Origin of the sequence: Streptomyces sp. TRM64462 (assembly GCF_013362995.1) — a bacterium.
In the GTDB taxonomy this organism is placed as follows: domain Bacteria; phylum Actinomycetota; class Actinomycetes; order Streptomycetales; family Streptomycetaceae; genus Streptomyces.
In genome coordinates this window covers 1-26531 of sequence record NZ_JABWDV010000088.1, presented here as the reverse complement: position 1 = coordinate 26531, position 26531 = coordinate 1, and the positions used below count along the sequence as shown (strand labels likewise).

23 protein-coding genes are annotated in these 26531 nt (G+C 73.1%); 15 read left to right on the top strand and 8 right to left on the bottom strand.

Annotation, left to right across the window (positions count from 1 at the left end):
• Window positions 1-84 precede the first annotated feature (84 nt).
• The 3 genes from HTZ82_RS04330 to HTZ82_RS04320 all read left to right on the top strand — a co-directional run bounded on the left by HTZ82_RS04330 (window position 85) and on the right by HTZ82_RS04320 (window position 2114).
• A complete protein-coding gene (locus tag HTZ82_RS04330; RefSeq protein WP_175407923.1) occupies window positions 85-921 on the top strand; it encodes a hypothetical protein in 837 nt (278 codons plus the stop codon).
• Complete coding sequence (locus tag HTZ82_RS04325; protein ID WP_175407922.1) at window positions 918-1280, top strand: DUF6247 family protein; 363 nt, start codon at window positions 918-920, stop codon at window positions 1278-1280. The genes HTZ82_RS04330 and HTZ82_RS04325 overlap by 4 nt, the downstream gene beginning before the upstream one ends.
• 96 nt (window positions 1281-1376) lie before the next feature.
• Window positions 1377-2114, top strand: a complete 738-nt coding sequence (locus tag HTZ82_RS04320; protein WP_175407921.1) for a hypothetical protein — start codon at window positions 1377-1379, stop codon at window positions 2112-2114.
• Here HTZ82_RS04320 and HTZ82_RS04315 read toward each other — a convergent pair.
• The gene (locus HTZ82_RS04315) at window positions 2053-3246 is read right to left on the bottom strand and encodes a class I SAM-dependent methyltransferase (RefSeq protein WP_175407920.1); all 1194 of its coding nucleotides are present in this window, start codon (window positions 3244-3246) and stop codon (window positions 2053-2055) included. The genes HTZ82_RS04320 and HTZ82_RS04315 overlap by 62 nt on opposite strands.
• A 240-nt stretch (window positions 3247-3486) precedes the next feature.
• On the opposite strand from HTZ82_RS04315, the gene HTZ82_RS04310 reads away from it, so the two are divergent.
• Complete coding sequence (locus HTZ82_RS04310) at window positions 3487-4416, top strand: polysaccharide deacetylase family protein (RefSeq protein ID WP_375540778.1); 930 nt, start codon at window positions 3487-3489, stop codon at window positions 4414-4416.
• A gap of 30 nt (window positions 4417-4446) precedes the next feature.
• On the opposite strand, the gene HTZ82_RS04305 is transcribed toward HTZ82_RS04310, so the two are convergent.
• Window positions 4447-4764, bottom strand: coding sequence for a hypothetical protein (locus HTZ82_RS04305; RefSeq protein ID WP_175407918.1), 318 nt, complete (start codon window positions 4762-4764; stop codon window positions 4447-4449).
• Window positions 4765-5056: 292 nt separating this feature from the next.
• Between HTZ82_RS04305 and groES the strand changes: the two genes are divergently transcribed.
• Together groES and groL are read left to right on the top strand one after the other, a co-directional pair.
• A complete protein-coding gene (gene groES, locus HTZ82_RS04300; RefSeq protein WP_010471835.1) occupies window positions 5057-5365 on the top strand; it encodes a co-chaperone GroES in 309 nt (102 codons plus the stop codon).
• A 122-nt stretch (window positions 5366-5487) separates the two neighbouring features.
• Window positions 5488-7116 (top strand): chaperonin GroEL, encoded by a 1629-nt coding sequence (groL, locus tag HTZ82_RS04295; RefSeq protein WP_175407917.1) that lies wholly within the window; start codon window positions 5488-5490, stop codon window positions 7114-7116.
• Between the two features lie 137 nt (window positions 7117-7253).
• Here the strand turns inward: groL and HTZ82_RS04290 are convergent, their stop codons facing one another.
• Both HTZ82_RS04290 and HTZ82_RS04285 read right to left on the bottom strand, forming a co-directional pair.
• Complete coding sequence (locus tag HTZ82_RS04290) at window positions 7254-8027, bottom strand: SDR family oxidoreductase (protein ID WP_175407916.1); 774 nt, start codon at window positions 8025-8027, stop codon at window positions 7254-7256.
• 48 nt (window positions 8028-8075) lie between these two features.
• Window positions 8076-8756 (bottom strand): MOSC domain-containing protein, encoded by a 681-nt coding sequence (locus HTZ82_RS04285; protein WP_175407926.1) that lies wholly within the window; start codon window positions 8754-8756, stop codon window positions 8076-8078.
• 133 nt (window positions 8757-8889) lie between these two features.
• Here HTZ82_RS04285 and HTZ82_RS04280 point away from each other — a divergent pair, with 133 nt between their 5' ends.
• Complete coding sequence (locus HTZ82_RS04280) at window positions 8890-9783, top strand: LysR family transcriptional regulator (protein WP_175407915.1); 894 nt, start codon at window positions 8890-8892, stop codon at window positions 9781-9783.
• A gap of 47 nt (window positions 9784-9830) precedes the next feature.
• On the opposite strand, the gene HTZ82_RS04275 is transcribed toward HTZ82_RS04280, so the two are convergent.
• Window positions 9831-10151 carry a WhiB family transcriptional regulator gene (locus HTZ82_RS04275; protein ID WP_175407914.1) on the bottom strand — a complete coding sequence of 107 codons (321 nt, stop codon included), beginning with the start codon at window positions 10149-10151 and terminating at the stop codon, window positions 9831-9833.
• Between the two features lie 370 nt (window positions 10152-10521).
• Here HTZ82_RS04275 and HTZ82_RS04270 point away from each other — a divergent pair, with 370 nt between their 5' ends.
• The 4 genes from HTZ82_RS04270 (at window position 10522) to HTZ82_RS04255 (ending at window position 14951) form a co-directional block, all read left to right on the top strand.
• Window positions 10522-11133, top strand: a complete 612-nt coding sequence (locus HTZ82_RS04270) for a response regulator transcription factor (RefSeq protein ID WP_003948568.1) — start codon at window positions 10522-10524, stop codon at window positions 11131-11133.
• Window positions 11134-11398: 265 nt separating this feature from the next.
• Window positions 11399-12004: a sigma-70 family RNA polymerase sigma factor gene (locus HTZ82_RS04265; RefSeq protein ID WP_302852198.1), complete on the top strand. Its 606-nt coding sequence runs from the start codon at window positions 11399-11401 to the stop codon at window positions 12002-12004.
• Window positions 12005-12210: 206 nt separating this feature from the next.
• Window positions 12211-13716 (top strand): IMP dehydrogenase, encoded by a 1506-nt coding sequence (guaB, locus tag HTZ82_RS04260; RefSeq protein ID WP_175407913.1) that lies wholly within the window; start codon window positions 12211-12213, stop codon window positions 13714-13716.
• A 110-nt stretch (window positions 13717-13826) separates the two neighbouring features.
• Window positions 13827-14951 (top strand): GuaB3 family IMP dehydrogenase-related protein, encoded by a 1125-nt coding sequence (locus HTZ82_RS04255; RefSeq protein ID WP_175407912.1) that lies wholly within the window; start codon window positions 13827-13829, stop codon window positions 14949-14951.
• 95 nt (window positions 14952-15046) lie between these two features.
• On the opposite strand, the gene HTZ82_RS04250 is transcribed toward HTZ82_RS04255, so the two are convergent.
• A complete protein-coding gene (locus HTZ82_RS04250; protein ID WP_175407911.1) occupies window positions 15047-15571 on the bottom strand; it encodes a hypothetical protein in 525 nt (174 codons plus the stop codon).
• A gap of 201 nt (window positions 15572-15772) precedes the next feature.
• Complete coding sequence (locus HTZ82_RS04245) at window positions 15773-17014, bottom strand: nucleotide sugar dehydrogenase (protein WP_175407910.1); 1242 nt, start codon at window positions 17012-17014, stop codon at window positions 15773-15775.
• Between the two features lie 303 nt (window positions 17015-17317).
• Here HTZ82_RS04245 and HTZ82_RS04240 point away from each other — a divergent pair, with 303 nt between their 5' ends.
• Window positions 17318-19024, top strand: a complete 1707-nt coding sequence (locus tag HTZ82_RS04240) for a glycerol-3-phosphate dehydrogenase/oxidase (RefSeq protein WP_175407909.1) — start codon at window positions 17318-17320, stop codon at window positions 19022-19024.
• A 33-nt stretch (window positions 19025-19057) separates the two neighbouring features.
• On the opposite strand, the gene HTZ82_RS04235 is transcribed toward HTZ82_RS04240, so the two are convergent.
• Window positions 19058-20023, bottom strand: coding sequence for a serine hydrolase (locus HTZ82_RS04235; protein WP_175407908.1), 966 nt, complete (start codon window positions 20021-20023; stop codon window positions 19058-19060).
• A 158-nt stretch (window positions 20024-20181) separates the two neighbouring features.
• Here HTZ82_RS04235 and HTZ82_RS04230 point away from each other — a divergent pair, with 158 nt between their 5' ends.
• The 3 genes from HTZ82_RS04230 to HTZ82_RS04220 all read left to right on the top strand — a co-directional run.
• Window positions 20182-22692, top strand: a complete 2511-nt coding sequence (locus HTZ82_RS04230; RefSeq protein WP_175407907.1) for a serine/threonine-protein kinase — start codon at window positions 20182-20184, stop codon at window positions 22690-22692.
• A gap of 149 nt (window positions 22693-22841) precedes the next feature.
• Entirely contained in the window at window positions 22842-25367 is a 2526-nt protein-coding gene (locus HTZ82_RS04225) for a serine/threonine protein kinase (RefSeq protein WP_175407906.1), read from the top strand.
• 190 nt (window positions 25368-25557) lie between these two features.
• Window positions 25558-26531 (top strand): serine/threonine-protein kinase (locus HTZ82_RS04220; protein ID WP_175407924.1); only part of this gene is annotated, 974 nt, incomplete at its 3' end.

Below are 26531 nucleotides of genomic sequence, written 5' to 3'. Positions count from 1 at the left end.
CCAACCACTCCCTCCTCCGCCTTGCAGCCGCACGCACCAGACCCCGCTCACCCACAGTCAAGGTGAAGGTCCCGCGATGCCGCCATGATCCGCCGGACACTCCCTAGGAGCCGCCCTGACAAGGGGCGGACACCGCGGCACGGGTCGTCCCGGCGCCGCTGGCAGGGTGTCCTGCTCCAGGGTGTCGTCGCCGTGCTCGCCGGCCTGGGCCTGGGCGCCGGCACGCTCGCGCTGACCCTGGTGGTGATCCCGGACGCGCGGGCGGAGGAGCGGGCGTTCGCGGCGGCGGCGCCGTGCACGGCCCCGCTCCCGGCCGGGGTGGCCGTCGCCCGCGAGGAGTGCCTGCGGGAGCTGGACTTCACGGTACGGAACGTCAGCATCACGCGCGGCAAGTCGAGCCGGTACGCCGCCTCGCTGACGCGGGAGGCCGCGGACGGCGGCGGGCGCGCGTGGGAGCGCGTCGAGTTCGGCGGCGAGGAGCCGCTGCTGGGCCGCCTGGAGCGGGGCGACCGTGTCACGGCCACGGTCTGGCGCGGCACGGTCGTCGAGGCCGCCGCGCACGGCACGTCGCAGCGGACCAAGGGCCACCCGCAGGGCGCGATGGGCGACACCACGCTCATCGCCGCGGCCACCGCACTCGGCACGCCCGCCGCCCTCGCGTACGGCTGGTGGGCCCTGACCCGCTGCCGCACCATCGCCGCGGGCCACCGCGCCCGCGGCCTGTCCCCGGAAGGCTGGGCCGCCACCGGCGTCGCCGCCCTGGCCCCGTTCTCCCTCGTCGCCGCGGCGGCCCTGGAACGCCCCGCCTGGTGGACGACCCCGCTCTGGGCAGCGGCCGCGGTGGGCGTCGCCCTGCTGTGGCGGCGCAGAGCCGCACGCCGACGCCCGCACTCCTCGCCCCGGCCATGGGAGGCCGCATGACCGCGCCCGCACCCGAGCAGCCCCTGATCCCGCAGCCGCCCGCCACGGTGGCGGCACTGCGCCAGGCTGCCGCCCAGATCGCCCCGGCCGCGCTCCCGGCGTTCGCTCGCGAGCTGGACCAGGCGGTGGACCAGGCACTGCTGGGCTCGGACCTGGCACCGCTCGGACGCTTCACCAGCCACTGGTCCGTATACGTCCAGATCCAGCGCGGCCCCGGCCTGGCGGCCAGGTTCCGGGAGCTGGAGGACCTGGCCGCGACGGGCGACGCGACCACCGCCCGCGACGCGGCCGCCGAGCTGGGCCGCATTCTCGACGACGCACGGGCGCGCTGCCCGGGACCGGCGGTGGGTGACGCCTGACGCCAGGACGCCGGGACGCCGGCGCCAACCGGCGCCGGACGCCGTGGAGTCGGGGCCCTGAGGGCTGCTCAGACGGCACCCGGCTAGCCTCGGGGCATGTCCGCCAGTCGTCCCGCCATGAGTCGTACCACCATGCCGCCGCCCCCACCGCCCCCGCACCTGCGGGCCTGGCCCCACCGGGACGCGCTGCTCGTCGACCGGGCGCGGGCGCTGGGTGAGCTGAACCGACGGCTGCTCGGTGGCGGCCGGCTGGCGCTGTTCCTGACGTGGCCGGCGCTTCTCCAGCTCGGCTGGGCCCTGGTGGTCGGCTCGCTGGGGGCGCTGAGTCTGTCTCCGGACCCGTTCACGCTGATGCTCGTCGTCCTCACGGTGGCCGCCGGGCTCGGTGTCCTGGTCCCCGCCGTGTTCTTCCAGGTCCGCGGCCTGCGCCGGGACCGGGACGTCCGCGGGCGGCTCGTCCAGTGGGCCCTCCTCGACCGCGACCCGGCCCGCGACGCCCGGCACCGCGCGCCGGTGCTCAGCGCGGCCTGGCTGGTGGTGTCGTTCCTGATGTGCGCGGCGGGCCTGTGGCTCTGCTTCGCCGTGCCCGCGGCGGCCCGGCCCGGCTCCACGACGTACACCGACGTCGCGTACGGCATGGGCGCGGGGTTCGGCCTGTGGGTGACGGGGCTCGCGGGGCTCGCGAAGGCCGTCGCCCACTACCGCCTGGCGGTACGCGTGTTCGGCGCCGTCAGCGCCCGGCCCGCGTCTGAGCCCGTGCCTACGCCTACACCTACGCCTGAGCCCGCGCCGGACGGCCGATCAGCATCGTCGGCGCGCCCGCCACACGCGTGAGGAACACCGTCGCCGCGTTCGGGCCCTTCGGCTTCACCTTGCGGCGCAGCTCCTCCGGCTCCACCGCCGAGCCGCGCTTCTTCACCGTCAGCGTGCCGACCTCGCGCTCGCGCAGCAGGGCCTTCAGCTTCTTCAGGTTGAACGGCAGCTCGTCCGTGATCTCGTAAGCCGTCGCGTACGGCGTCGGGCGCAGCTCGTCCGCCGTGACGTACGCGATCGTCGCGTCGACCAGCCCGCCGCCCACCTCCCGCGCCACCTCCGCGACCAGGTGCGCCCGGATCACGGCACCGTCCGGTTCGTACAGGTAGCGGCCCACCGCCCGGACCTCCGCGTCCGGCGGCGGCGCGGGCACGGCGAGCGACGCGCCGGACGGCAGCAGCGTCGCCCGTACGGAGCCCGGCGCCGTACCGAACCACAGCACCGCCTCCTTCACGTCCCCGGCGTCCGAGATCCACTCGGCCTCCGCCTCCGCGGGGACGATCTCGTGCGGAATGCCCGGGGCGATCTTCAGCGCCGCGTGCGGGGCGCGCCGGGCCGTGTCGATCGCCCACGACAGGGGCGGCGAGTACGCCTCCGGATCGAAGATCCTGCCGCGCCCGCCCCTTCGCGCCGGGTCGACGAACACCGCGTCGTACGGCGCCGTGTCCACCTCCGTGACGTCCGCGCACCGCACCTCGATCCGGTCCGCGAGGCCCAGCGCCTCCGCGTTCGCGCGGGCGGCCGCCGCCGTGACCGGATCCCGGTCGACGGCCAGGACGGTGACACCCGCGCGGGCCAGCGCGATCGCGTCTCCGCCGATCCCGCAGCACAGGTCCGCGACGCTCCGCACGCCGAGCCGGGCGAAGCCCGCCGCCCGGTGCTCGGCGACCGTCCGCCGCGTGGACTGCTCGACGCCGTGGGGCGTGAAGTACATGCGGTACGCGTCGTCGGCGCCGAACTTCGCGACCGCCCGCTGCCTCAGCCGGGCCTGGCCGAGCGCCGCCGACACCAGCTCGGCCGGATGGGCGCGGCGCAGCCGGGAGGCGACGGCCAGCTCCTGGGCGGGGTCGTAGTGGCGCAGGTCGTCGAGGAGGGCCCGGCCCTCGTCGGTGAGCAGCGCGGAGAAGGCGGCGAGATCGGTCACCCGTCCCATTCTGGGCCAGGGCGGCGACCCGGTGTGGGCCGGGCGGGGGATGGTGCGTGTCCTGCGGCGGTGTCGGGCGTTCGCGGACGCACGGCGCTGACAGGATGCGGCGCCATGCAGCTAGTACGACAAAGAGGTCTATCGCGGTCGGTGCGGATGACACGGACAACGCGAACAACGCGGGCGGCGCGGGCAGCACGATCAGCACGATCGGCGCACGGCTCACACGCCTCACGCGCGACGCGGCTCCTGTCCGTCGCCCTGCTCACCGCCGTACTCGGCACGGCGTGCGCGGGCGGCGAGGACACCGTCACGACGGGCCTCGGCGCGGCGGGCCCCGCCGTCCCCGCCCAGGAGGCCGCCCAGGGCGCACGGGCCGCCCAGGGCCCTCAGGGCCCGCAGGCCGGGCCGCTGACCGCCTCGGGTGCCCTCACCGCGTACGTCGAGCGCTTCAAGGCCGCGCAGGCGGCTCGCGCCGCCGCCGCGAAGAAGTGGGGCCTGAAGGAGACCCCGCTCCTCGCGCCGCCCCCGCCCGACGTCAAGCCCACGATCACGTTCCGCAAGGGCTTCGAGGTCGGCGACCCGACCCTCCCGCCGGTCTTCACCACCGTCCCGACCGAGGACCGCGTCGTCTTCCTCACCATCGACGACGGCGCCGACAAGGACCCCGAGCTGCTGCGGATGATGCGGGAACTCGACATCCCCTACAGCGCGTTCCTCAGCGACTACCTCGTCAAGGAGGACTACGGCTACTTCAAGCGGATGCAGGACCTGGGGGTGACCCTCAACAACCACACCCTCAACCACCGCTACATGCCGGCCCTTTCGTACGCCGCGCAGAAGCGCGAGATCTGCGGCCAGCAGGACACCATCGAGAAGCGGTTCGGCACGCGCCCCACGCTCTTCCGGCCTCCGTACGGCAACTACAACGCCGACACGCTGCGCGCCGCGCGGTCCTGCGGCATCACGGCGGTGCCGCTGTGGGCGGCGGAGGCGTTCCCGGACCGCATGGAGTGGCGCGAGTGGGACCGCGACCTGCACCCCGGCGACATCGTTCTCACCCACTTCCGGGGGCGCGACGCCTGGAAGGGCTCCATGGCCGACATGATCCGCCGCGCCATGGACACCATCACGGCCAGGGGCTACGCGGTGGCGAGACTGGAGGACTACGTCGGGTAGAGCCGACTGCGACTGCCCCACCAGCCGCCCTCACACGAGGTACGGCACCCACACGTACAGCACCCACGCGACCACGACCGAGGCCACCGCGACCTGCGTCCAGCCGCTGACGGCCCGGTCGCGGCGCAGGAGGGCGTACGCGCTCAGCGCGATCAGCGCGACGGCGGCACCGAACGAGGCCAGGAACACCTCCCCGCCGTACACGCCGAACGCGGCGCGGAACGAGAGGACCCCCGCGCCGACGAGCAGAGCGGCGTCCAGGCAGAGCAGGCCGATCACGAGCAGGAGGCCGCGGAGGGCGGGGCCGAGGCGCGGGCCGTCGTACTCGGGGTATCCATAGCCGGGCATGGGCGCACTCTCGTACGGAACCACGGCGCCGCCGTCCGGCGTTTCCGTATCGAGATCGAATCGCAGCACATCGCACGCATCGCACGCCTGTGCGACGGAACGCGGCGCGCGGCGGGTCATTGGCACTCCGCTTGACCGAGTGCTAATCGCGGTCATAGTCTCGGCTCTGGCACTCCCCACCGGAGAGTGCCAACACAGCGACGGGCAGGTCCGGCACCCGCGACGACGGATCGACCTGGTCGCCACCTCAGACAGTAGACCCCGTGAGATCTCCGAAGGGGGAGGTCGGATCGTGACGACCACCAGCTCCAAGGTTGCCATCAAGCCGCTCGAGGACCGCATCGTGGTCCAGCCGCTCGACGCCGAGCAGACCACGGCCTCTGGCCTGGTCATTCCGGACACCGCCAAGGAGAAGCCCCAGGAGGGCGTCGTCCTGGCCGTCGGCCCGGGCCGCTTCGAGAACGGCGAGCGTCTGCCGCTCGACGTCAAGACCGGCGACATCGTGCTGTACAGCAAGTACGGCGGCACCGAGGTGAAGTACAGCGGCGAGGAGTACCTCGTCCTCTCGGCCCGCGACGTGCTCGCGATCGTCGAGAAGTAATTCACGCTTCACGTGCCTTGAGCTGCGCCCCTGGCCCCCGTTGCTGTGCTGCCGCACGTGCGCCGGGCGGCGAGGGGCGCCGTTCTATCTCCACCGAGTACCGAGAGGGCTGAATCGCTCCCATGGCGAAGATCCTGAAGTTCGACGAGGACGCCCGTCGCGCCCTTGAGCGCGGCGTCAACAAGCTTGCCGACACCGTCAAGGTGACGATCGGCCCCCGGGGTCGCAACGTCGTCATCGACAAGAAGTTCGGCGCCCCCACCATCACCAACGACGGTGTCACCATCGCCCGCGAGATCGAGGTCGAGGACCCGTACGAGAACCTCGGCGCCCAGCTCGTGAAGGAGGTGGCGACCAAGACCAACGACATCGCGGGTGACGGCACCACCACCGCCACCGTCCTGGCCCAGGCGCTCGTCCGCGAGGGCCTGCGCAACGTCGCCGCCGGCGCCTCCCCGGCCGCCCTGAAGAAGGGCATCGACGCCGCCGTCAAGGCCGTGTCCGACGAGCTCCTCGCCACGGCCCGGCCGATCGAGGAGAAGTCCGACATCGCCGCCGTCGCCGCGCTGTCCGCCCAGGACCAGCAGGTCGGCGAGCTCATCGCCGAGGCCATGGACAAGGTCGGCAAGGACGGTGTCATCACCGTCGAGGAGTCCAACACCTTCGGCCTGGAGCTGGACTTCACCGAGGGCATGGCCTTCGACAGGGGCTACCTGTCCCCGTACATGGTCACCGACCAGGAGCGTATGGAGGCCGTCCTCGACGACCCGTACATCCTGATCCACCAGGGCAAGATCGGCGCCATCGCCGACCTGCTGCCGCTCCTGGAGAAGATCATCCAGACCGGTGGCTCCAAGCCGCTGCTGATCGTCGCCGAGGACGTCGAGGGCGAGGCCCTGTCGACCCTCGTCGTCAACAAGATCCGCGGCACGTTCAACGCCGTCGCGGTCAAGGCCCCCGGCTTCGGCGACCGCCGCAAGGCGATGCTCGGCGACATGGCCGCCCTCACCGGCGCCACCGTCGTCGCCGAGGAGGTCGGCCTCAAGCTCGACCAGGTCGGCCTCGAGGTGCTCGGCACCGCCCGCCGCGTGACCGTCACCAAGGACGACACCACCCTCGTCGACGGCGGCGGCAAGTCCGAGGACGTCGCGGGCCGCGTCGCCCAGATCAAGGGCGAGATCGAGACCACCGACTCCGACTGGGACCGCGAGAAGCTCCAGGAGCGCCTCGCGAAGCTGGCCGGCGGCGTGTGCGTCATCAAGGTCGGCGCCGCCACTGAGGTGGAGCTGAAGGAGAAGAAGCACCGTCTGGAGGACGCCATCTCCGCGACCCGCGCCGCGGTCGAGGAGGGCATCGTCTCCGGTGGCGGCTCCGCGCTGGTCCACGCCGTCAAGGTGCTGGACGGCAACCTCGGCAAGGACGGCGACGAGGCCACCGGTGTGGCCGTCGTCCGCCGCGCCGCCGTCGAGCCGCTGCGCTGGATCGCCGAGAACGCCGGCCTGGAGGGCTACGTCATCACCTCCAAGGTCTCCGAGCTCGACAAGGGCCAGGGCTTCAACGCCGCCACCGGCGAGTACGGCGACCTGGTCAAGGCCGGCGTCATCGACCCGGTGAAGGTCACCCGCTCCGCCCTGGAGAACGCCGCCTCCATCGCCTCCCTGCTCCTCACCACCGAGACCCTCGTGGTGGAGAAGAAGGAAGAGGAGCCGGCCGACGCGGGCCACGGCCACGGTCACGGCCACGCCCACTGACGCGTCGCTCCCGACTCACGTCACACGAGGCCCGGTGCCCCCTCAGGGGGCACCGGGCCTCGCCCGTTTCCCGTACCTACGGCTCAATCCCCTACGGCTCCACCCCGTACCTACGGCTCCACGGGCCGTCACATCCGCTACACCGGCCCGTACTTCCGCCCCGCCCGCGAGCTCACCCCGCCCAGCAGCCCGCGCGGCGCCAGCTTCACCACACCCATCAGCGCCTTGTACCGCGGATCCGGCACCGACAGCGTCCGGCCCCGCGCCAGATCCGTCAGCGCGTCCGCCACCACCTTGTCGGCGTCCAGCCACATCCACCCCGGGATGTTGTCCGTGCCCATCCCGGCCCGCTCGTGGAACTCCGTCCGTACGAAGCCGGGGCACAGCGCCATCATCCGCACTCCGCTGCCCGCCAGGTCCCGCGCCGCGCCCTGCGTGAACTGCACGACCCACGCCTTCGACGCCCCGTACGTACCGCGCGGCACGAACGCGGCGACGGACGCCACGTTCACGACGCCACCCCGCCGCCGCTCCCGCATCGCCGTCGCCGCCGCCGTCGTCAGCCGCAGCACCGCCTCGCAGTGCACCTTCAGCATCCGCAGCTCGTCGGCCATCTTCACGTCCAGGAACCGGCCCTTGTTGCCGAACCCGGCGTTGTTGATCAGCAGGTCCACCGGCCGCTTCGGATCCGAGAGCCGCGCCTCGACGGCCGCGATGCCCGCGTCCTCCGCGAGGTCGGCCGACAGCACCTCGGCCTCCACGCCGTGCCGGTCGTGCAGCTCGGTCGCCTGCTCCCGGAGCCGATCCACATCGCGGGCCACCAGGACCACATCATGGCCGTCCGCCGCCAGCCGCCGCGCGAACGCGGCCCCGATACCCGCGGTCGCGCCAGTAATCAGTGCACTCGTCATACGCGGCACGTTAGTGCCCCGGGTCCGGCTGCCGTGTACGCGCCCAGGTCAGCCGGCGCCCCGGCCGCCCCGCCGCTCCACGTACGTCCGCGCGTTGTCCCGCCACTCCGGGTCCAGCGCGTCCCCCGCCTCCAGCAGCCTCGGCAGCAGCTCGCGCTCCCTGGTCGAGGCCCGGAACGCCAGCGACACCGTCACGTCGTGGTCCGGCCGGTGCACCACCTCCACCGGGTCGCCCGCCCGCACCTCGCCCGGCTCGACGACCCGCAGATACGCTCCCGGCGCCGCCCGCAGCGTGAACCGCTTCAGCCAGCCCCGCTCGCCCAGCCACCCGGCGAACGTACGGCACGGAACCCGCCCGCTCGCCACCTCCAGGACCAGCGCGTCACCGACCCGCCACCGCTCGCCGATGAGCGCCCCGTCCACGTCCACGCCCGAGGTCGTGAGGTTCTCGCCGAACGTCCCGTTGCCGAGCGGGCGGCCCAGCTCCCGCTCCCAGAAGTCCAGTTCCTCGCGCGCGAACGCGTACACGGCCATGTCCGAGCCCCCGTGATGGCGCAGGTTGCACACCGCGTCCCCGGCCAGACCGCTGCCGCCCGTGCCCTTGGGGCCGGGATCGGCCACCCGTACCGGCCCCTCCGCCGGCCGCTTGCCGATCCCCGTCACGCCGCCCGGCGTGTCCGTGTAGTCCACGACCTGCGGCCGCCCCACGTTCACCGTCAGCACCCGCACGCCGTGCATGCCCCGGCCCGCATCGCCGTCACTCGTCACCGCATCGCTCATACGCGGCACGCTAACCCCATCCCCCTCAAAGGATCCAGCCGACAACTCGCGCGGAACCCAAGCTGGCCTTATAGTCGGCGCTGTGATCGAAGCCCGCCACCTCCGCGTCCTGCGCGCCGTGGCCACCACCGGTTCCTTCTCCGCGGCGGCCCGTGAGCTCGGCTGCACCCAGCCCGCCGTCAGTCAGCAGATGAAGGCCCTTGAGGCGTCCGCCGGTACGCCGCTGCTCATCCGCACCGGCCGCGAGATGCGCCTCACGCAGGCGGGCGAGGCCCTCGTCCGGCACGCCGCGGGCATCCTCGCCGGACTCACCGCGGCCGAGGAGGAGGTCGCCGCCATCGCGGGCCTGCGGGCGGGCCGCGTCCGCCTGGTGTCCTTCCCCAGCGGCAGCTCCACGCTCGTCCCCACCGCACTCGCCGCCCTGCGCGCCGCCCACCCCGGCACCCGCGTCTCACTCGTCGAGGCGGAGCCGCCCCGCTCCGTCGAGATGCTCCGCGAGGGCGACTGCGACATCGCGCTCGCCTTCCGGTACGGAGGCGGCGCCGCCGAGTGGGACGACCTCGTCGTACGCCCCCTCCTCACCGACCGGCTCGTCGGCCTGGTCCCGGAGGGCCACCGCCTGGCCGGCGCGGACGCCGTGGCGATCGGCGAACTGGCCGGCGAGCCCTGGATCGCGGGCTGCCCGCGCTGCCGCCGCCAGCTCGTCGAGGTGTGCGAGGGCGCCGGCTTCACCCCGCGCATCGACTTCGCGACCGACGACTACCCGGCCGTCGTCGGCCTGGTCGGCGCCGGCCTGGGCGTGGCCGTCCTGCCGGAGCTCGCCATCGAATCCGTACGCCCCCGGGGCGCCCGTACGGTGGCGGTGCAGCCGCCGGTCGAGCGCGAGATCGTCGCCCTCACCCTGCCCGACCTCGCCCACGTCCCGGCCGTTGCCGCCACCCTGGACCGCCTCGCGGCCGCGGCGCGCCCGGCATAGCCGCCGCGCAGAAACGTTCTTTCTGTTGGTGACGCCGTGACCCGGCGTCAGCTCTTGCCGGCGGGCGCCGCCGACGTCGTGACCAGTCGTGTACGCGCCCTGCCCATCAGCTCCTCGCGCTCGTCCTCGGTGAGGCCGCCCCATACGCCGTAGGGCTCCCGCACGGCCAGTGCGTGGGCCGCGCACTCCGCGCGGACCGGGCACCGCATGCAGACCTCTTTCGCCGAGTTCTCACGCGCGCTCCGTGCCGCGCCGCGCTCTCCCTCGGGGTGGAAGAAGAGCGAACTGTCGACCCCCCGGCACGCCGCGAGCAGCTGCCAGTCCCACAGGTCGGCGTTGGGTCCGGGAAGGCGGGAGAAATCTGCCATGGCGCATGTCCCCTTGTAACCGGTACTGAGCCCACTGAGCGGACTACTTGTCGCAGTAGATGTAAATATGACTCATTGCGAATCTAGCCACAGACACCAGCAAAGGGAAGGAAATGGCGCTAAATGGGGCATAGCTCTGAGTGAAGTGGCGATGACCTGCGGCGCTCTCCTCCGTGTGCGTCCCCTCACGTAGAGTGCTGGAGGAGATGCCCGTACCCGTAACTCTTTCGAGTGACCGTCGTTGAGAGTGCGGAGGCGGTTGAAACAACAAGCGCTCGGGCAGATGTCCGAGGGCGTCAACCGCACAGGTGACGATTCGTAACCCAGCCTGGAGGCCCAAGGTGACGCGCATCAGCTGCGGAGGACGGTCATGACATCCGTCCTCGTCTGCGACGACTCCCCGCTTGCCCGAGAAGCGCTCCGCCGCGCCGTCGCGACCGTGCCCGGCGTCGAGCGCGTGACGACCGCGGCCAACGGCGAGGAAGTCCTCCGCCGCTGGGGCGCCGACCGCTCGGACCTGATTCTGATGGACGTGCGCATGCCCGGTCTGGGCGGCGTGGAGACCGTCCGCCGGCTGCTCTCCGCGGACCCCGGCGCCCGCATCATCATGCTCACCGTCGCCGAGGACCTCGACGGCGTGGCGCTCGCCGTCGCCGCCGGCGCCCGCGGCTACCTGCACAAGGACGCCTCGCGCGCCGAACTGCGCGCCACGGTCACGCAGGCGCTCGCCGACCCCACCTGGCGCCTGGCCCCGCGGCGGCTGCGCTCGGCCGAGATGGGCGCCGCACCCACGCTCACCGCCCGTGAGATCCAGGTGCTCGAAGGAATGAGCCACGGCCGCTCGAACGCCGAGATCGGCCGCGAGCTGTTCCTCTCCGAGGACACGGTCAAGACCCACGCCAGGCGGCTGTTCAAAAAGCTGGGCGCCTCCGACCGGGCCCACGCGGTCGCCCTCGGCTTCCGCTGGGGCCTGGTGCGCTAGACCTGGTGCCAGGCCCGGTGCCGGGCCCGGGTGCGTGGCCGTTTGGGGTCCCCGTCCGCCTTGTGGCGGACGGGGCGGCGCAGGCCCGATGTCTGTTTCCTGCGCGATGCCGCATCCTTGAGGGGTGGAGTTCCTCGGGGACGAGTCGATCGAGCGGGAGGGGAGGGCGCAGGACATGACATCCGGCGCACCTGCTCATAACGCTTCGGTGCACAAGGCAGGACGCGGTGCCACGGAGCGGACGCGGTCAAGGCACCATGGACCGATGCGCGACGACCAGACGCCGGGTTCCCCCACGCCCACCGCCGGGCCGGGGACCATCGGCGCACTCGTGCACCGCGCGGTGGACGGCGACGAGCAGGCCACGCACGACCTCCTCGCCCATGTCCACCCGCTCGCCCTGCGCTACTGCCGCACCCGGCTCAACCGGCTGCCGGGCGACGCGCGTCACTTCGTCGAGGACCTCGCCCAGGAGGTCTGCGTCGCCGTCCTCATGGCCCTGCCCCGCTACAAGGACACGGGCCGGCCCTTCGAGGCGTTCGTCTTCGCCATCGCCGGCCACAAGATCGCCGACCTGCAGCGCGCCGCCATGCGGCACCCGGGCTCCACCGCCGTACCGTCCGACGAGATGCCCGAGCGCCCGGACGACTCGCTCGGCCCCGAGGAGCGCGCCCTGCTCAGCGAGAACGCCGCCTGGGCCCGCCGTCTCCTCGCCAACCTCCCCGAGAACCAGCGCGAACTGCTCGTCCTGCGCGTCGCCGTCGGCCTCACCGCCGAGGAGACCGGCCAGATGCTCGGCATGTCCCCGGGAGCCGTACGGGTCGCCCAGCACCGCGCGCTGAGCCGCCTCCGCGCCCTGGCGGAGCAGTAGGCGACAGGCACAGGAGAGCAGCCGGACGGACGGCCGGACAGAGGGCCGGACGGACGGCCGGACAGAGGGCCGGACCCCCGCCGTATGGCGGATGTCATACGTGTGAACATCCAAAGCTTGTGGCTGATCTTGCTCGTGGAATGAGACACCGCCGCAGCCCGTTAGCATGGACATCCGCACCGATCAAGGCCATTGGGGAAGGTGTCATGACTGCCAACGTCGACGGAGTGCCCGAGAAATTCGCGACACTCGGGCTGACCTACGACGACGTGCTGCTGCTGCCGGGCGCGTCGGACATGGCGCCCGACCAGATCGACACCTCCTCGCGGCTGTCCCGGAACGTGCGGATCAACATTCCGCTGCTCTCGGCCGCGATGGACAAGGTCACCGAGTCCCGCATGGCCATCGCCATGGCCCGGCAGGGCGGCGTCGGCGTCCTGCACCGCAACCTCTCCATCGCCGACCAGGCCAACCAGGTCGACCTGGTGAAGCGCTCCGAGTCCGGCATGGTCACGGACCCGATCACGGTCCACCCGGACGCCACGCTCGCCGAGGCCGACGCGATCTGCGCCAAGTTCCGCATCAGCGGCGTCCCGGTCACCGACCCGGCCGGCAAGCTCCTCGGCATCGTCACCAACCGCGACATGGCCTTCGAGACCGACCGCAGCCGCCAGGTGCGCGAGGTCATGACCCCGATGCCGCTCGTCACCGGCAAGGTCGGCATCTCCGGCGTCGACGCCATGGAGCTGCTGCGCCGCCACAAGATCGAGAAGCTGCCCCTCGTCGACGACGAGGGCATCCTCAAGGGCCTCATCACCGTCAAGGACTTCGTCAAGGCGGAGAAGTACCCGAACGCCGCCAAGGACGCGGAGGGCCGCCTCCTCGTCGGCGCCGCCGTCGGCGTCGCGGGCGACGCGTACGAGCGTGCGCAGGCCCTGATCGAGGCGGGCGTCGACTTCATCGTCGTCGACACCGCGCACGGCCACTCCAAGCTGGTCGGCGACATGATCGCCAAGATCAAGTCGAACGCGTCCGTGGACGTCATCGGCGGCAACGTCGCCACCCGCGACGGCGCCCAGGCGCTCGTCGACGCGGGCGCCGACGCCATCAAGGTCGGTGTCGGCCCCGGCTCCATCTGCACCACCCGCGTCGTCGCCGGCATCGGCGTCCCGCAGGTCACGGCCATCTACGAGGCGTCGCTCGCCGCGCAGGACGCGGGCGTCCCGGTCATCGGCGACGGCGGCCTGCAGTACTCGGGCGACATCGCCAAGGCCCTGGTCGCGGGCGCCGACACGGTGATGCTCGGCTCGCTCCTCGCGGGCTGCGAGGAGTCCCCGGGCGAGCTGCTCTTCATCAACGGCAAGCAGTTCAAGTCGTACCGCGGCATGGGCTCACTCGGCGCCATGCAGTCCCGCGGCGAGCAGCGCTCCTTCTCCAAGGACCGGTACTTCCAGGAGGGCGTCGCCTCCGACGAGAAGCTCGTCCCCGAGGGCATCGAGGGCCAGGTGCCCTACCGCGGCCCGCTCTCCGCGGTCGTCCACCAGCTGGTCGGCGGCCTGCGCCAGTCGATGTTCTACGTCGGCGGCCGCACCGTCCCGGAGCTGCAGGAACGCGGCCGGTTCGTCCGCATCACGTCCGCGGGCCTCAAGGAGAGCCACCCGCACGACATCCAGATGACCGTCGAAGCGCCGAACTACAGCAGCAGGCGCTAGGTCGTATCCGGCGAGCCCGTGAGGGGCGGCCCGGCAGCGCCCGGGCCGCCCCTCACGCATGCGCGGGGTGATACTGGTAGGCGCAGACGTAGAGGGAAAGGCCACACATCGTGACTGAGATCGAGATCGGGCGCGGCAAGCGCGGCCGCAGGGCGTACGCGTTCGACGACATCGCCGTCGTACCGAGCCGGCGCACCCGGGACCCGAAGGAGGTCTCGATCGCCTGGCAGATCGACGCCTACCGCTTCGAGCTGCCGTTCCTGGCCGCCCCCATGGACTCCGTAGTCTCCCCGCGGACCGCCATCCGTATCGGGCAGCTCGGCGGCCTCGGCGTCCTCAACCTCGAAGGCCTGTGGACCCGCCACGAGGACCCGCAGCCGCTCCTCGACGAGATCACCGAGCTGGACGAGGCCACCGCCACCCGCCGTCTGCAGGAGATCTACGCCGCCCCGATCAAGGAGGAGCTGATCGGGCAGCGCCTCAAGGAGGTCCGCGACTCCGGCGTCGTCACCGCCGCCGCGCTCTCCCCGCAGCGCACCGCCCAGTTCTCCAAGGCCGTCGTGGACGCGGGCGTCGACATCTTCGTCATCCGCGGCACGACGGTGTCGGCGGAGCACGTGTCGGGCGCGGCCGAGCCGCTGAACCTGAAGCAGTTCATCTACGAGCTCGACGTCCCCGTCATCGTCGGCGGCTGCGCCACGTACACGGCCGCCCTGCACCTGATGCGCACCGGCGCGGCGGGTGTCCTCGTCGGCTTCGGCGGCGGCGCCGCGCACACCACCCGTAACGTCCTGGGCATCCAGGTCCCGATGGCGACCGCCGTGGCCGATGTGGCGGCCGCGCGCCGTGACTACATGGACGAGTCCGGCGGCCGGTACGTGCACGTCATCGCCGACGGCGGGGTCGGCTGGTCCGGCGACCTGCCGAAGGCCGTCGCGTGCGGCGCCGACGCCGTCATGATGGGCTCCCCGCTGGCCCGCGCCACGGACGCGCCCGGCAAGGGCCACCACTGGGGCATGGAGGCCGTCCACGAGGACGTGCCGCGCGGCAAGCTCGTCGACCTCGGCATGGTCGGCACGACCGAGGAGATCCTCACGGGCCCGTCGCACACCCCGGACGGCTCGATGAACTTCTTCGGCGCCCTGCGCCGCGCCATGGCCACGACCGGCTACAGCGAGCTGAAGGAGTTCCAGCGCGTCGAGGTGACGGTCGCGGAGTCCCAGCACCGCCGCTGAGCCGGCCGGCCCGCTTCACGTACGAAGCTCACGTACGAAGGGGCCCGCACCACGTCGGTGGTGCGGGCCCCTTCGTACGTCTGCCGTCGGTGTGCCTACGCGGAGCCCTTCTTGGCGCCCGCGAAGGCGGTGACGGCGCCGATGGCGAGGAAGACATACGTCATACCGTCGGCCGCGGTCTTCCACACGTCCGCCAGCTCGGCGAAGTTCTCGAAGAAGACCTCCGCGAACGAACCCTGGCCGAGTTTGCTGACCACGATGGCGATGGCGACCAGCTGGCCCAGGTAGACGGCGCCGGCCGAGAAGACCGCGGCGGCGACCGCCAGCAGCGGGTTGCGGCCGCCGACCTTGCCCGCGACGAAGCCGACGAGCAGGCCGACACCGACCGCCGCGTAACCGATCTCCCGCTCGATGGCGCCGCCGATGCCGCCGTACGCACCGGCGGCGACCAAGGCGGCACCGAGCGCGGCGAGCAGCCCGAGCCCGATGTTGTTACGCGCCGGCGCCGGCGCCGGCGCCGGCGCGGGGGCGTGGGCCTGCGGGTACGGGGCCGACGGGTCGGCTGCCGGGCCGCCGGCGAACGGGTTGCCGGGCTGGGGCGGCGGAACGGACTGGCTCATGTAGGGATCCCCCCTGAAACGTCGGGCACGCCGGGCGGACCCGACGGTTGCATGACAGCGCGATGGTGCGACGGCTGTGCGAATCAGGGGCGGACACTAGCAGGCCCGTACGACGACGAGCAGCGCAATAGCGCGCCGCGCAAGGCGTAAACCGGTCATAGGCGGGCGACCGACGTGAGGTGACGTGAGGCGCCGTGACGTTCAGAGGCGGTGCGCCGCGCCGGCCGGGGTGGCGCCGCGGGTGTCCAGCAGGAGCTGCGCCTTCACGGCCAGGCCCTGGAGGTCGTACGTGCGGTGGTGCTGGAGCAGGATCGTCAGGTCGGCCCCGGCGGCCGCCTCGTACAGCGAGTCGGCGCGCGGCACCGGCAGGTCGCGGACGCGCCAGACCGGCACGTACGGGTCGTGGTAGCTGATGACCGCGCCCATGTCCATCAGTCGCTGCGCGATCTCGGGCGCCGGGGAGCCCTCGCGGTCGGCGAGGTCCGGCTTGTACGTGACGCCGAGCAGCAGCACGCGCGCGCCGCGCACGGACTTGCCGTGCTCGTTGAGGAGCGTGGCGCAGCGCTGGGTGACGTACTGCGGCATGCGCTCGTTGATCCGGCTCGCCAGCTCGACGAGGCGCAGCGGGCGGTGGTGGCCGACGGTGTCGACGGGCACGCCGTGGCCTCCGACGCCGGGGCCCGGGCGGAACGCCTGAAAGCCGAACGGTTTCGTCTCGGCGCAGCGGACGACGTCCCACAGGTCGACGCCGAGCTCGTGGCAGAGGACGGCCATCTCGTTGACGAGGGCGATGTTGACGTGCCGGAAGTTGGTCTCCAGGAGCTTCACGGTCTCCGCTTCACGGGTGCCACGCGCGCGTACCACCTTGTCGGTGAGGCGCCCGTAGAAGGCGGCGGCGGACTCGGTGCACGCGGGCGTGAGGCCGCCGATCACCTTGGGGGTGTGGGCGAAGCCGTGGGTGCGGTTGCCGGGGTCGATGCGGCCGGGCGAGTACGCGAGGTGGAAGTCGCGTCCGGCGCGCAGCCCGGACCCCTCTTCGAGGAGCGGCCGCAGGACGTCCTCGGTCGTGCCGGGCGGTACGGGGGACTCCAGGAGCACGGTGGTGTGCGGGCGCAGTCGGGCGGCGAGCGCGCGGGCGGCGTCGGCGACGGCCGACAGGTCGAGGCCGTGCGTCGGGCCGACCGGTGTGGGGGCGCAGATGACCGCCGTACGGACCCGGCCGAGCTCGGCGGGGTCGGTGGTGGGCCGGAAGCCGCCGGACAGCATCCGGCGGATCTCGGAGGGCGTGAGCGACCCGTCGACCGGGGGGCGCCCGGCGGCGAGCTCCGCGACGGGGCGCGGATCGGTGTCGTAACCGATGGTGTCGACACCGGCGGCGGTGGCGGCCTGGGCGAGGGGAAGTCCGAGGTGGCCGAGGCCGATGACGGCGAGGTCTGCGGGCATGGGTGTGGGCCGTCCTTCCCAATAGCCGGAGGGGACGAGTCCGGCAAGTCCTGTGGACAGAACGAGCGACAGAACGAGCGGACGCAATGTCAGACTAGGCGTAAATATGACCGTTATGCGGCATTGCGGGAGTGTGGACATCCGAGTGTTGTCCACAGGCGGCGGTCAGGCGGTGGCTGAAGTCGGAGGCCCGGGACAGAATCGACTCTGTGACCCCGACCACATGGGGAAGCGAACGCAGACGGCACTGACGGACTGACGGCACTGTCGGACTGACGGCGCTGACGGCGACGGGAGACAGCGGTGAGAACAGCCAGACTGGGGCCCGCGGAGCGCACCGAGGCGCTGGCGGCCATGGCCGAACGCGAACTCGACGTGCTCGTCGTCGGCGGCGGCGTCGTCGGCGCGGGCACCGCACTCGACGCCGCGACACGCGGCCTCGCCACCGGCCTCGTCGAGGCCCGCGACTGGGCGTCCGGCACGTCCAGCCGCTCCAGCAAGCTCATCCACGGCGGCCTGCGCTACCTGGAGATGCTCGACTTCGCCCTCGTCAGGGAAGCGCTCAAGGAACGCGGCCTGCTCCTCGAACGGCTCGCCCCGCACCTCGTCAAACCCGTGCCGTTCCTCTACCCGCTCCAGCACAAGGGCTGGGAACGCCTGTACGCCGGCTCGGGCGTCGCCCTGTACGACGCGATGTCCGTCTCCTCAGGCCACGGGCGCGGCCTGCCGACCCACCGGCACCTGTCCCGCCGCCGCGCTCTGCGCGTCGCACCCGCCCTCCGCAAGGACGCCCTCGTCGGCGCCCTCCAGTACTACGACGCCCAGATGGACGACGCCCGCTACGTCGCCACGCTCGTCCGCACGGCGGCGAGCTACGGGGCGCACACCGCGAGCCGCGCCCGCGTCATCGGCTTCCTCCGCGAGGGCGAGCGTGTCGTCGGCGCGCGCGTCCAGGACGTCGAGGCGGGAGGCGAGTACGAGCTCCGCGCCAAACAGATCGTCAACGCCACCGGCGTGTGGACGGACGACACCCAGGCGCTGATCGGCGAGCGCGGCCAGTTCCATGTACGCGCGTCGAAGGGCATCCACCTGGTGGTCCCCAAGGACCGCATCCACTCGACGACGGGCCTCATCCTCCGCACCGAGAAGAGCGTCCTGTTCGTCATCCCGTGGGGCCGGCACTGGATCATCGGCACGACGGACACCGGCTGGGACCTCGACAAGGCACACCCGGCCGCGTCGAGCGCCGACATCGACTACCTCCTGGACCATGTGAACAGCGTCCTCGCGGTCCCCCTCACCAGGGACGACGTCCAGGGCGTCTACGCGGGCCTGCGCCCCCTGCTGGCCGGCGAGTCCGACGCCACCAGCAAACTGTCCCGCGAACACACCGTCGCCCACCCGGTCCCCGGGCTGGTCGTCGTGGCGGGCGGCAAGTACACGACGTACCGCGTCATGGCCAAGGACGCGGTCGACGAGGCGGTCCACGGCCTCGACTCCCGTGTCGCCGCCTGTGTCACCGAGGACGTCCCGCTGCTCGGCGCGGAGGGCTACCGCGCCCTGTGGAACTCCCGCGCCCGCATCGCCGCCCGGACGGGCCTTCACGTCGTCCGCGTCGAGCATCTGCTCAACCGCTACGGCTCCCTGACGGAGGAACTCCTCGAACTCGTGGCAGCCGACCCCACCCTCGGCGAGCCGCTGACCGGCGCCGACGACTACCTTCGCGCCGAAGTCGTCTACGCCGCCTCCCACGAGGGCGCCCGCCACCTCGACGACGTCCTGACCCGCCGCACCCGCATCTCCATCGAGACCTTCGACCGAGGCACCCGCTGCGCCCGCGAATGCGCCGAACTGATGGCGGGCGTCCTGGGCTGGGGCGAGGACCAGATCGCGAAGGAGGTGGAGCACTACGAGAAACGGGTGGAGGCCGAGCGCGAGTCCCAGCGCCAGCCCGACGACCAGACCGCCGACGCGGCCCGCCTGGGAGCACCGGACATCGTGCCGTTGTAGATCTCTGTAGATCGGCTGCAGGTCAGCCGTAGGTCAGTGACGGGAGGCTGGGCAGAACGCGGCCTCCAGGAGGGTGGTTTCCAGGGGCGGCATGGTGGGGGTGGCGGTCAGGGTGTCCGTGTTGGTGCGGAAGGTGAGGACCTGTCGGCCGTCGCGGGTGGCGGCTGTGCGGACGTAGCTGCCGGGGATGCGGCCGTTGTGGCCCCAGACGGTGACGCCGCAGGGGAGTTCGGTGGGGGAGAGGCCCATGCCGTAGCGGCCGGCGGTGGCGGTCGTGTCGAGCAGGTCGCGGAGCTGGGCCGGCGGGAGGAGCGTGCCGTCGAGGAGTGCGGCGTAGAAGCGGTTCAGGTCGTCGAGGGTGCTGATCAGTTCGCCGGCGGCGCCCGCGATGCGCGGGTCCAGGGCGGTGACGTCCCGGCCGGCGGAGTCGTAGGCGGTGCCGTGCGGGGAGGGGAGCGTGGTGCGTGAGCCGGGGAAAGAGGTGCCGGTGAGGCCGAGGGGCCTGATGATGCGGCGGTTTGCCTCGGCGGCGTACGAGTTGCCGGTGACGTGTTCGATGACATCGCCGAGCAGGACGTAGTTGGTGTTGGAGTAGGCGAAGTGGCGCGGCGGACTGCTCGTGTGGGTGAGGAGGTGGCGCAGGGTCGCGTGGGAGGCCACCGACTGCGGGAGCCGGGTGTGGGCGGCGGCCCGGTCGTCCAGGGACAGCCTGCGCTCAGCCGCCAGTTGCAGGACGACCGTGGCGATGAACGTCTTCGTGATGCTGCCCGCGCGGAAGCGGTCGGCGCGGCCGATCCCGGGGCCCGTCGTCTCGAACCGCGTGCCGCCCGGAGTTTCGGCGAGCAGCGCGGCAGCCGGGGCGCGGCCGTCCGAGACCAGCCGGGCCAACGCCGGGGATGGAGAGGCGGTGGGGAGGGAGGGGGAGGGGGCGCCCCACAGGGCCAGGCCGCAGATGGCCAGAACCAGTGGGACGACAAGGAGCGTCCGGTACAGCGGCATGGTGTGGCTCCCTCCTCGCGCGTCATCCTTGCGGACGCCGGACCCGGGAGAAGCACCGGTGCCGGAGTGAGAGACAATGAAGGCTCTTCCAGGGCTGGTTACCGCATCGCGCGGACGCGGCAGGCGCGGGCGAGGAACAGGGATCGCAGAGGGGACGCATGTCGGGAGCGGAGCAGTCGCGGGACGTGGCGCGGGAACCCCGGCGGGGCGCCGCCACGCCGGACGCCGAGACGGACGCCCGGGCGGACCAGGGCGCGACCGGCGGCGAGGGTACGACCTCGAAGGGCGCGACGGTGAAGGGTGACGGGTTCCGGAAGGCCGGCCAGGACCAGGAACAGGATCAGGACCAGCAGGAACAGAGTCAGGATCAGGGCCAGGACCAGCAGGACCAGCAGGGCCAGCAGGGCCAGGGGCCGGAACGCCAGGAACAGGGCCAGGGCCAGGGGCCGGAGCAGCGGGGGCCGGGGGCGGTGGGTGACGCCGGCTCCGAGGGGTCGGGTGCGGATGCCGCTGAGGCTGCCGACGCCACCGCCGAGCATGCCGCGCCGGAGCCCCCGGAGCCCAAGGCCGTCGCGCCCAAGGCCGTCGCGCGCGAGGGCGGTGACGCCAAGGCCGTTCGGCGTCCGGGCGGGAGGCTGCTCGCGCGGCGGTACCGGCTGGACGGGGTGCTGGGCCGAGGCGGCATGGGGACCGTCTGGCGGGCCGTCGACGAGACGCTCGGCCGGACCGTCGCCGTCAAGGAGCTGCGCTTCCCCAGCAGCATCGACGAGGACGAGAAGCGCCGCCTCATCACCCGGACTCTGCGCGAGGCCAAGGCCATCGCCCGTATCCGTAACAACGGCGCCGTCACGGTGTACGACGTGGTCGACGAGGACGACCGCCCGTGGATCGTCATGGAGCTCATCGAGGGCAAGTCCCTCGCCGACGTCGTACGCGAGGACGGCACCCTCACACCCCGGCGCGCCGCCGAGGTCGGCCTCGCCATCCTCGACGTCCTGCGCTCGGCGCACCGCGAGGGCATCCTGCACCGCGACGTGAAGCCGTCGAACGTGCTCATCGCGGACGACGGCCGCGTCGTCCTCACCGACTTCGGCATCGCCCAGGTCGAGGGCGACCCGTCCATCACCTCCACCGGCATGCTCGTCGGCGCGCCCTCGTACATCTCGCCCGAGCGCGCCCGTGGCCACCGGCCGGGCCCCGCCGCCGACATGTGGTCGCTGGGCGGGCTCCTGTACGCGGCGGTCGAGGGCTGCCCCCCGTACGACAAGGGCTCCGCCATCGCGACGCTCACCGCCGTGATGACCGAGCAGCTCGACCCGCCCAAGAACGCCGGCCCGCTGGAGAAGGTCATCTACGGGCTCCTCGCGAAGGACCCGGACCAGCGCCTCGACGACGCCGGTGCGCGGGCGATGCTCAACGAGGTCCTGCGCGTCACCGCGTCGCCCGCCGTACCGCCGCCCGGCGCGGACGACTCGCCCGAGGCGACCCGCGTGGTGCCGCTCCCGTCCCCGTCGGCGGGCCCGGGCGGTACGGCCACGTCGGCCACGTCGGCAGCGGGGGCAGGAGGTGCGGCAGGTGCGGCAGGGGCAGCGGGGGCGGCCGCAGCCGGCGCCGGTGCGGCGGGCACCCGGTCCTCCACGGGCGCGGCCGCGGCAGGCGCCCCCGTCGCCACCACCACGCACGCCACCTCCGGTTCCTCCGGCCCCGGCGACGCCACCGCCGAGCGGCTGCGCGGCGCGCTCCGCTCCGTGCGGAACGCGGCAGCGGCCGCCACCGCCAAGCAGCAGCAGCCGGAACGTTCCGGTCCGCCCGTGCCCGTGCGGGCGCCGCTGACGGACGTCGTGCCGCGCCGCACCCTCGTCGTCATCGCGGTCGTCGCCGTGCTCGCCGTGGTGGCCACGGTGCTGGCCTTCGCGCTGAACGGCGACGACGACCCCGCCGCCCAGGGCAAGGGCGGCGACACGGCGGCCACCGCCGGCGCCACGGGCGGCAACGGCTCCGGCGAAAGCGCGGGCGGCGCCACCGCCGGCACCACCGAGGGCAGCACGGCAGGCAGCGGCGACGCCGACGACGCCGCCGACGGCGAACAGGGCAAGGAGCAGGGCGGCGGCGAACAGCCCGGCACCACCGGAGGCGCCGCCCCGGGCACGAGCGGCGGCGTCACACCGTCCGGCTCGCCCGGCGCGAGCATCGGGCCCGGCGGCCGGACGCTTCCCGCCGGCTACAAGCTCGTCACCAACGACAAGTTCCGCTTCTCCATGGCCATGCCCGCGAACTTCGCCATGACGGGCATAGCGGGCCGCGACTCCGGCGGGATATTCAGCGCCGGTGGCGGCTTCCCGCGCATCCAGGTCGACTACACGGACAGCCCCGGCGGCGACGCCGCAGCCGCCTGGAACGCCGCCAAGGGCGCCGTCGCGGCCAGCAGCAACGGCTACCGGCACCACGGCATCAAGCCCGTCGAGTACAACGGCTACCCGACGGTGGCCGATTGGCAGTTCGAGCGCAATCAGGGCGGCAAGCGGGTATGGGTGCTCAACAGGGGGTTCAAGGTCGACGCCACCCACGGCTACGCGATCATGATCACGTGCGAGTCCAGTGAGTGGAACAAGCCGGCGTGCACCACGCTCCGGAACACCGCGTTCGCGACGTTCCGCCCCACGGACTGACGCTCGGCACGTATCGTGAGAGCGCTCGGACCGTACAAGGCCGAATCAAGCGGGTAACTGCACAAGAACCGACCAGAATTGACGGCTTCGTACGTTTCGTCTCGTCGGACGGCGGAGCCGGGGGGACAGCGCGCTGGTGGGGAGGCGTCGTGGACGACTACGCGGGCAGGGTGCTCGCCGACCGCTACCGCCTGCCGCTTCCGCCCTCGGGCGAGGACGGGGACCGCGACGCCGACGATCCGTACGCCCCCGTCGCGATCCGCGCCTTCGACACGTACAGCGGCCAGGAGGTCATGGTCCGGCGGCTGCCCCTGCCGGAGACCGTGGACGCCGAGGTCGTCGACGGGGACGAGGGCTCTTACGGCGGCGGTTCGTACGGCGGCGGTTCTTACGGTGACGTGTACGGCCGTCCGCAGGCGGTCGCCGCCGCGCGTGCGGCCGACCCGGCCGTGCGGCGCGCCGTGGAAGCGGTGCAGGCCGCCGCGCAGATCCCCGACCATCCGCGCCTCGACCAGGTCTTCGACGTCTTCGCGGAGGACGGGTCGCTCTGGATCGTGAGCGAGCGCGTCGCCGCCCGGCCGCTCGCCGCGCTCGTCCGCGAGAAGCCGCTCAGTCCGTACCGGGCCGCCGAGATCGCCTCCGACCTGCTCACCGCGCTCCGCGCCCTGCACGCGCACGGCTGGACCCACCGGAACATCACCGTCCACACCGTGCTCGTCTGCGACGACGGCCGCGTCGTGCTCTCCGGGCTCGCGGCCGGCGCCGCCGAGGAGGCCCTCTGCGGCTACGCCCCGGTGCCGCTCCCGGACGAAGAGCTGTACGGGGAGCCGTACGAGGACCCGTACGAGGAGCCGTACGGGCAGGCCGGGGAGGAGGGCGCGTACGGGGACGAGGGCGATGCGCCCGGCCCCGTCGCCCCCGCGCCCCTGCCGCCCGGGCCGCCCGCCCTGCCCAGCGGGTACGAGCCGCAGTGGGTCGCCCAGGTCGCGGACCGCATCGCGGAGGACGCGTACGGGGACGAGGACGCGGACGGGGACCTGGGCGAGCGCGGCGACCCCGGCGACCGGCCGGGCTCCGGTGGCGCGCCGCGCGTGCTGCTCGCCGGCACGTGGCGGGACGGCCCCGTGTCCGCGGGCGGCGGCAGTTCGCCGTACGGGAACGTCTCCCCGTACGGCGGGGCACGCGCCGCCCTGCGCGCCGACGCCCAGCGGGCGGGCCACCCGCAGCAGCCCACGCCGCAGCTCCCGTCGCAGGCGCGGTCGCAGGAGCCTCAGGAGCCGCACGAGCCGCCCGTTCCCGCGCCGTACCGCGGGCCCACCACGCCGCTCGCCGCTGAGCGTGCCCGTCAGGCCAGGATCACCGTCGTCGGGGCGGTCACCGAGCGCTGGGCGCCCGAGCAGGCGGGCCCCGTCCACAGCACCTGGCAGCTCGCGCCGCCCATCGGGCCCGCCACCGACCTGTGGGCCCTGGGCGCCCTGCTCTTCCGGGTCCTCCAGGGCCACGCCCCGTACCCGGAGGACAGCGCGGCCGAGCTGGTCCAGATGGTGTGCGCCGAGCCGCCCGCGTACGCGGAGGACTGCGGGGCGCTGCGCCCCGTCGTCGAGTCGCTGCTGCGTCAGGACCCGACCGAGCGGCCCGACGTGGAGGAGCTGCGCGGCTGGCTGCGCTCGCTCGTCCGCTCGGCGCCGGAGCCCGAGGCCGGAATGGGCGTCGTACCGATGCCGGCCGCCGACGCGGCGCGGCTGCCGATCGTGCGCCGCCGCGGCGACCTGGAGCGCAGGCGCCGCGGCACGGGCACGCCCGCGTCCGGCCAGGGGCCGGGCCGGCACCGCCACAAGAAGCCCAAGTCCAAGGCCAAGTCCAGGCCCAAGCCCAGGCCCGAGCCCGGGCCCGGGCCCAGGCGGGGAGCCGCCACCACAGCGCAGTCGGCGGCCCGCCAAGAGGGCAGGAGCCCGCGCGCCCTCGGGCGTACGCTCCTGCTGCTCATATTCCTGGCGCTCGCCGCCGCCATCGCGTACGCCGTGCTGTTCATGCCCGAGGCCGACTCGCAGGACCGTTCGCAGAGCCCGACGGGCTCCGTCGTCCCCTCGGCGACGGCCCCTTCGGCCGACCCGCCCGCGAGCACACCGTCCGGTCGCGCGCCGAGCCCGGCTCCGGGCGGCTCCGCCCCCGGCAGTCCCGCCCCGTCCACCAACGCGGGCACGCCCACCGCCCCCGCCGTCGCGGACGGCTATGTCGTCCGCGACGACCCGGAGGGCTTCCGCGTCGCCGTCGACAAGACCTGGCGCCGCAGCCCCATCAACGACATCGGCCAGGTCCGCTACAACGGCGGCGACTTCACGCTCATCGTCGTCCCCGGCCGCGACACCGTCCGCACCTCGGGATCGGACCCGCTGGAGTACCAGCGCGGCAAGGAGCGGGAGCTCCAGCCGTGGCGCGACTCGTCCTGGGCGACGGCGTCCGGCCTTCGCCGTGTCGACGTGGGCCGACAGGCCATGGCCGAGGGCCAGTTCACCTGGCAGGACGCCAACGGCCGCCAGGTGTACGTCCGTAACCTCGCACTGCTCGTCGGAGACCGCTACCACGTCGTTCAGGTGATCGGCCCGGAGAGCGAGCGCGACAGGGTGAGCGAGATCTACGAACAGGCCACCAAGGCCTACAGGGCGACGCGTTGAGCGTTCACACGTCGCCGCGGACATCTCCCGGCGATCACTCTCAGTGGCGAAATCACGCCGATGAGAGGCGGGTGCATCACGGTGAGGTATCCGTGGCGGCCCCGAGGTTCCGCCTACCGCACACCCTCCGTAACCTTGCTCCGAAGCAGCGGGCGGGGCCGAGCGGAGACACGTGGAACACACGCATGACATGGGCGCGGGTCTCGTGCTCGCCGGGCGCTACCGGCTGGTCGAGGGCATCGGCCGCGGTGGCATGGGCAAGGTGTGGCGGGCCCATGACGAGGTGCTCCACCGGACCGTCGCCGTCAAGGAACTGACGGCGGGCCAGTACGTCTCCGAGGCCGACCGTACGGTCCTGCACGCCCGTACGCAGAAGGAGGCGCGGGCGGCGGCGCGGATCAGCCATCCGTCCGTCGTCACCGTCCACGACGTGCTGGAACACGACGACCGCCCGTGGATCGTCATGCAGTACGTCGACGGGTCCTCGCTCGCCGACGCCGCCAAGGCCGCCCCCGACGGCCGGATCGAGCCGCGCGAGGCCGCCCGGATCGGCCTGCACGTCCTGGGCGCCCTGCGCGCCGCGCACGCCGCCGGTGTGCTGCACCGGGACGTCAAGCCCGGCAACGTACTCCTGTCCCGCGACGGCCGGGTGCTGCTCACGGACTTCGGGATCGCCGCCATCGAGGGCGACTCGACGATCACGCGCACCGGCGAACTCGTCGGCTCCATCGACTACCTGGCGCCCGAGCGGGTACGCGGAGGCGACCCCGGGCCCGCCTCCGACCTGTGGGCGCTGGGCGCCACGCTCTACACGGCGGTGGAGGGCCGCTCGCCGTTCCGCCGTACGTCGCCGATCAGCACCATGCAGGCCGTGGTCACCGAGGAGCCGCCGCCGGCCCGGTACGCGGACGCGCTGGAGCCGGTGATCGGCGCGCTGCTGCGCAAGGACCCGGCGGACCGGCCGGGCGCGGCGGACACCGAACGCATGCTGATCGAGGCGATGGAGGGCCGCCGCCCTGCCGCCGCCCAGGCGTACGTACCGACCACCAGCCTGTCGCCCGCCGACCTGGCGGACGCGACGGGGGACGGGGGCCCGGACGGCGGGGCGGACGAGGGGGGTACGGAGTCGGAGGCGGGGTCGGGGTCAGGGCCGGCGCCCCGGGA

Excerpts from the sequence above, each read along its gene's own strand:
- HTZ82_RS04270 (WP_003948568.1), top strand. The coding sequence starts at position 10,522 with ATGACATCCGTCCTCGTCTGCGACGACTCCCCGCTTGCCCGAGAAGCG.
- HTZ82_RS04230 (WP_175407907.1), top strand. The coding sequence starts at position 20,182 with ATGTCGGGAGCGGAGCAGTCGCGGGACGTGGCGCGGGAACCCCGGCGG.
- HTZ82_RS04330 (WP_175407923.1), top strand. The coding sequence starts at position 85 with ATGATCCGCCGGACACTCCCTAGGAGCCGCCCTGACAAGGGGCGGACA.
- HTZ82_RS04250 (WP_175407911.1), bottom strand. The coding sequence starts at position 15,571 with ATGAGCCAGTCCGTTCCGCCGCCCCAGCCCGGCAACCCGTTCGCCGGC.
- HTZ82_RS04325 (WP_175407922.1), top strand. The coding sequence starts at position 918 with ATGACCGCGCCCGCACCCGAGCAGCCCCTGATCCCGCAGCCGCCCGCC.
- HTZ82_RS04315 (WP_175407920.1), bottom strand. The coding sequence starts at position 3,246 with ATGGGACGGGTGACCGATCTCGCCGCCTTCTCCGCGCTGCTCACCGAC.
- guaB (WP_175407913.1), top strand. The coding sequence starts at position 12,211 with ATGACTGCCAACGTCGACGGAGTGCCCGAGAAATTCGCGACACTCGGG.
- HTZ82_RS04245 (WP_175407910.1), bottom strand. The coding sequence starts at position 17,014 with ATGCCCGCAGACCTCGCCGTCATCGGCCTCGGCCACCTCGGACTTCCC.
- HTZ82_RS04305 (WP_175407918.1), bottom strand. The coding sequence starts at position 4,764 with ATGCCCGGCTATGGATACCCCGAGTACGACGGCCCGCGCCTCGGCCCC.
- HTZ82_RS04320 (WP_175407921.1), top strand. The coding sequence starts at position 1,377 with ATGTCCGCCAGTCGTCCCGCCATGAGTCGTACCACCATGCCGCCGCCC.
- HTZ82_RS04290 (WP_175407916.1), bottom strand. The coding sequence starts at position 8,027 with ATGACGAGTGCACTGATTACTGGCGCGACCGCGGGTATCGGGGCCGCG.
- HTZ82_RS04275 (WP_175407914.1), bottom strand. The coding sequence starts at position 10,151 with ATGGCAGATTTCTCCCGCCTTCCCGGACCCAACGCCGACCTGTGGGAC.
- groL (WP_175407917.1), top strand. The coding sequence starts at position 5,488 with ATGGCGAAGATCCTGAAGTTCGACGAGGACGCCCGTCGCGCCCTTGAG.
- HTZ82_RS04265 (WP_302852198.1), top strand. The coding sequence starts at position 11,399 with ATGCGCGACGACCAGACGCCGGGTTCCCCCACGCCCACCGCCGGGCCG.
- HTZ82_RS04235 (WP_175407908.1), bottom strand. The coding sequence starts at position 20,023 with ATGCCGCTGTACCGGACGCTCCTTGTCGTCCCACTGGTTCTGGCCATC.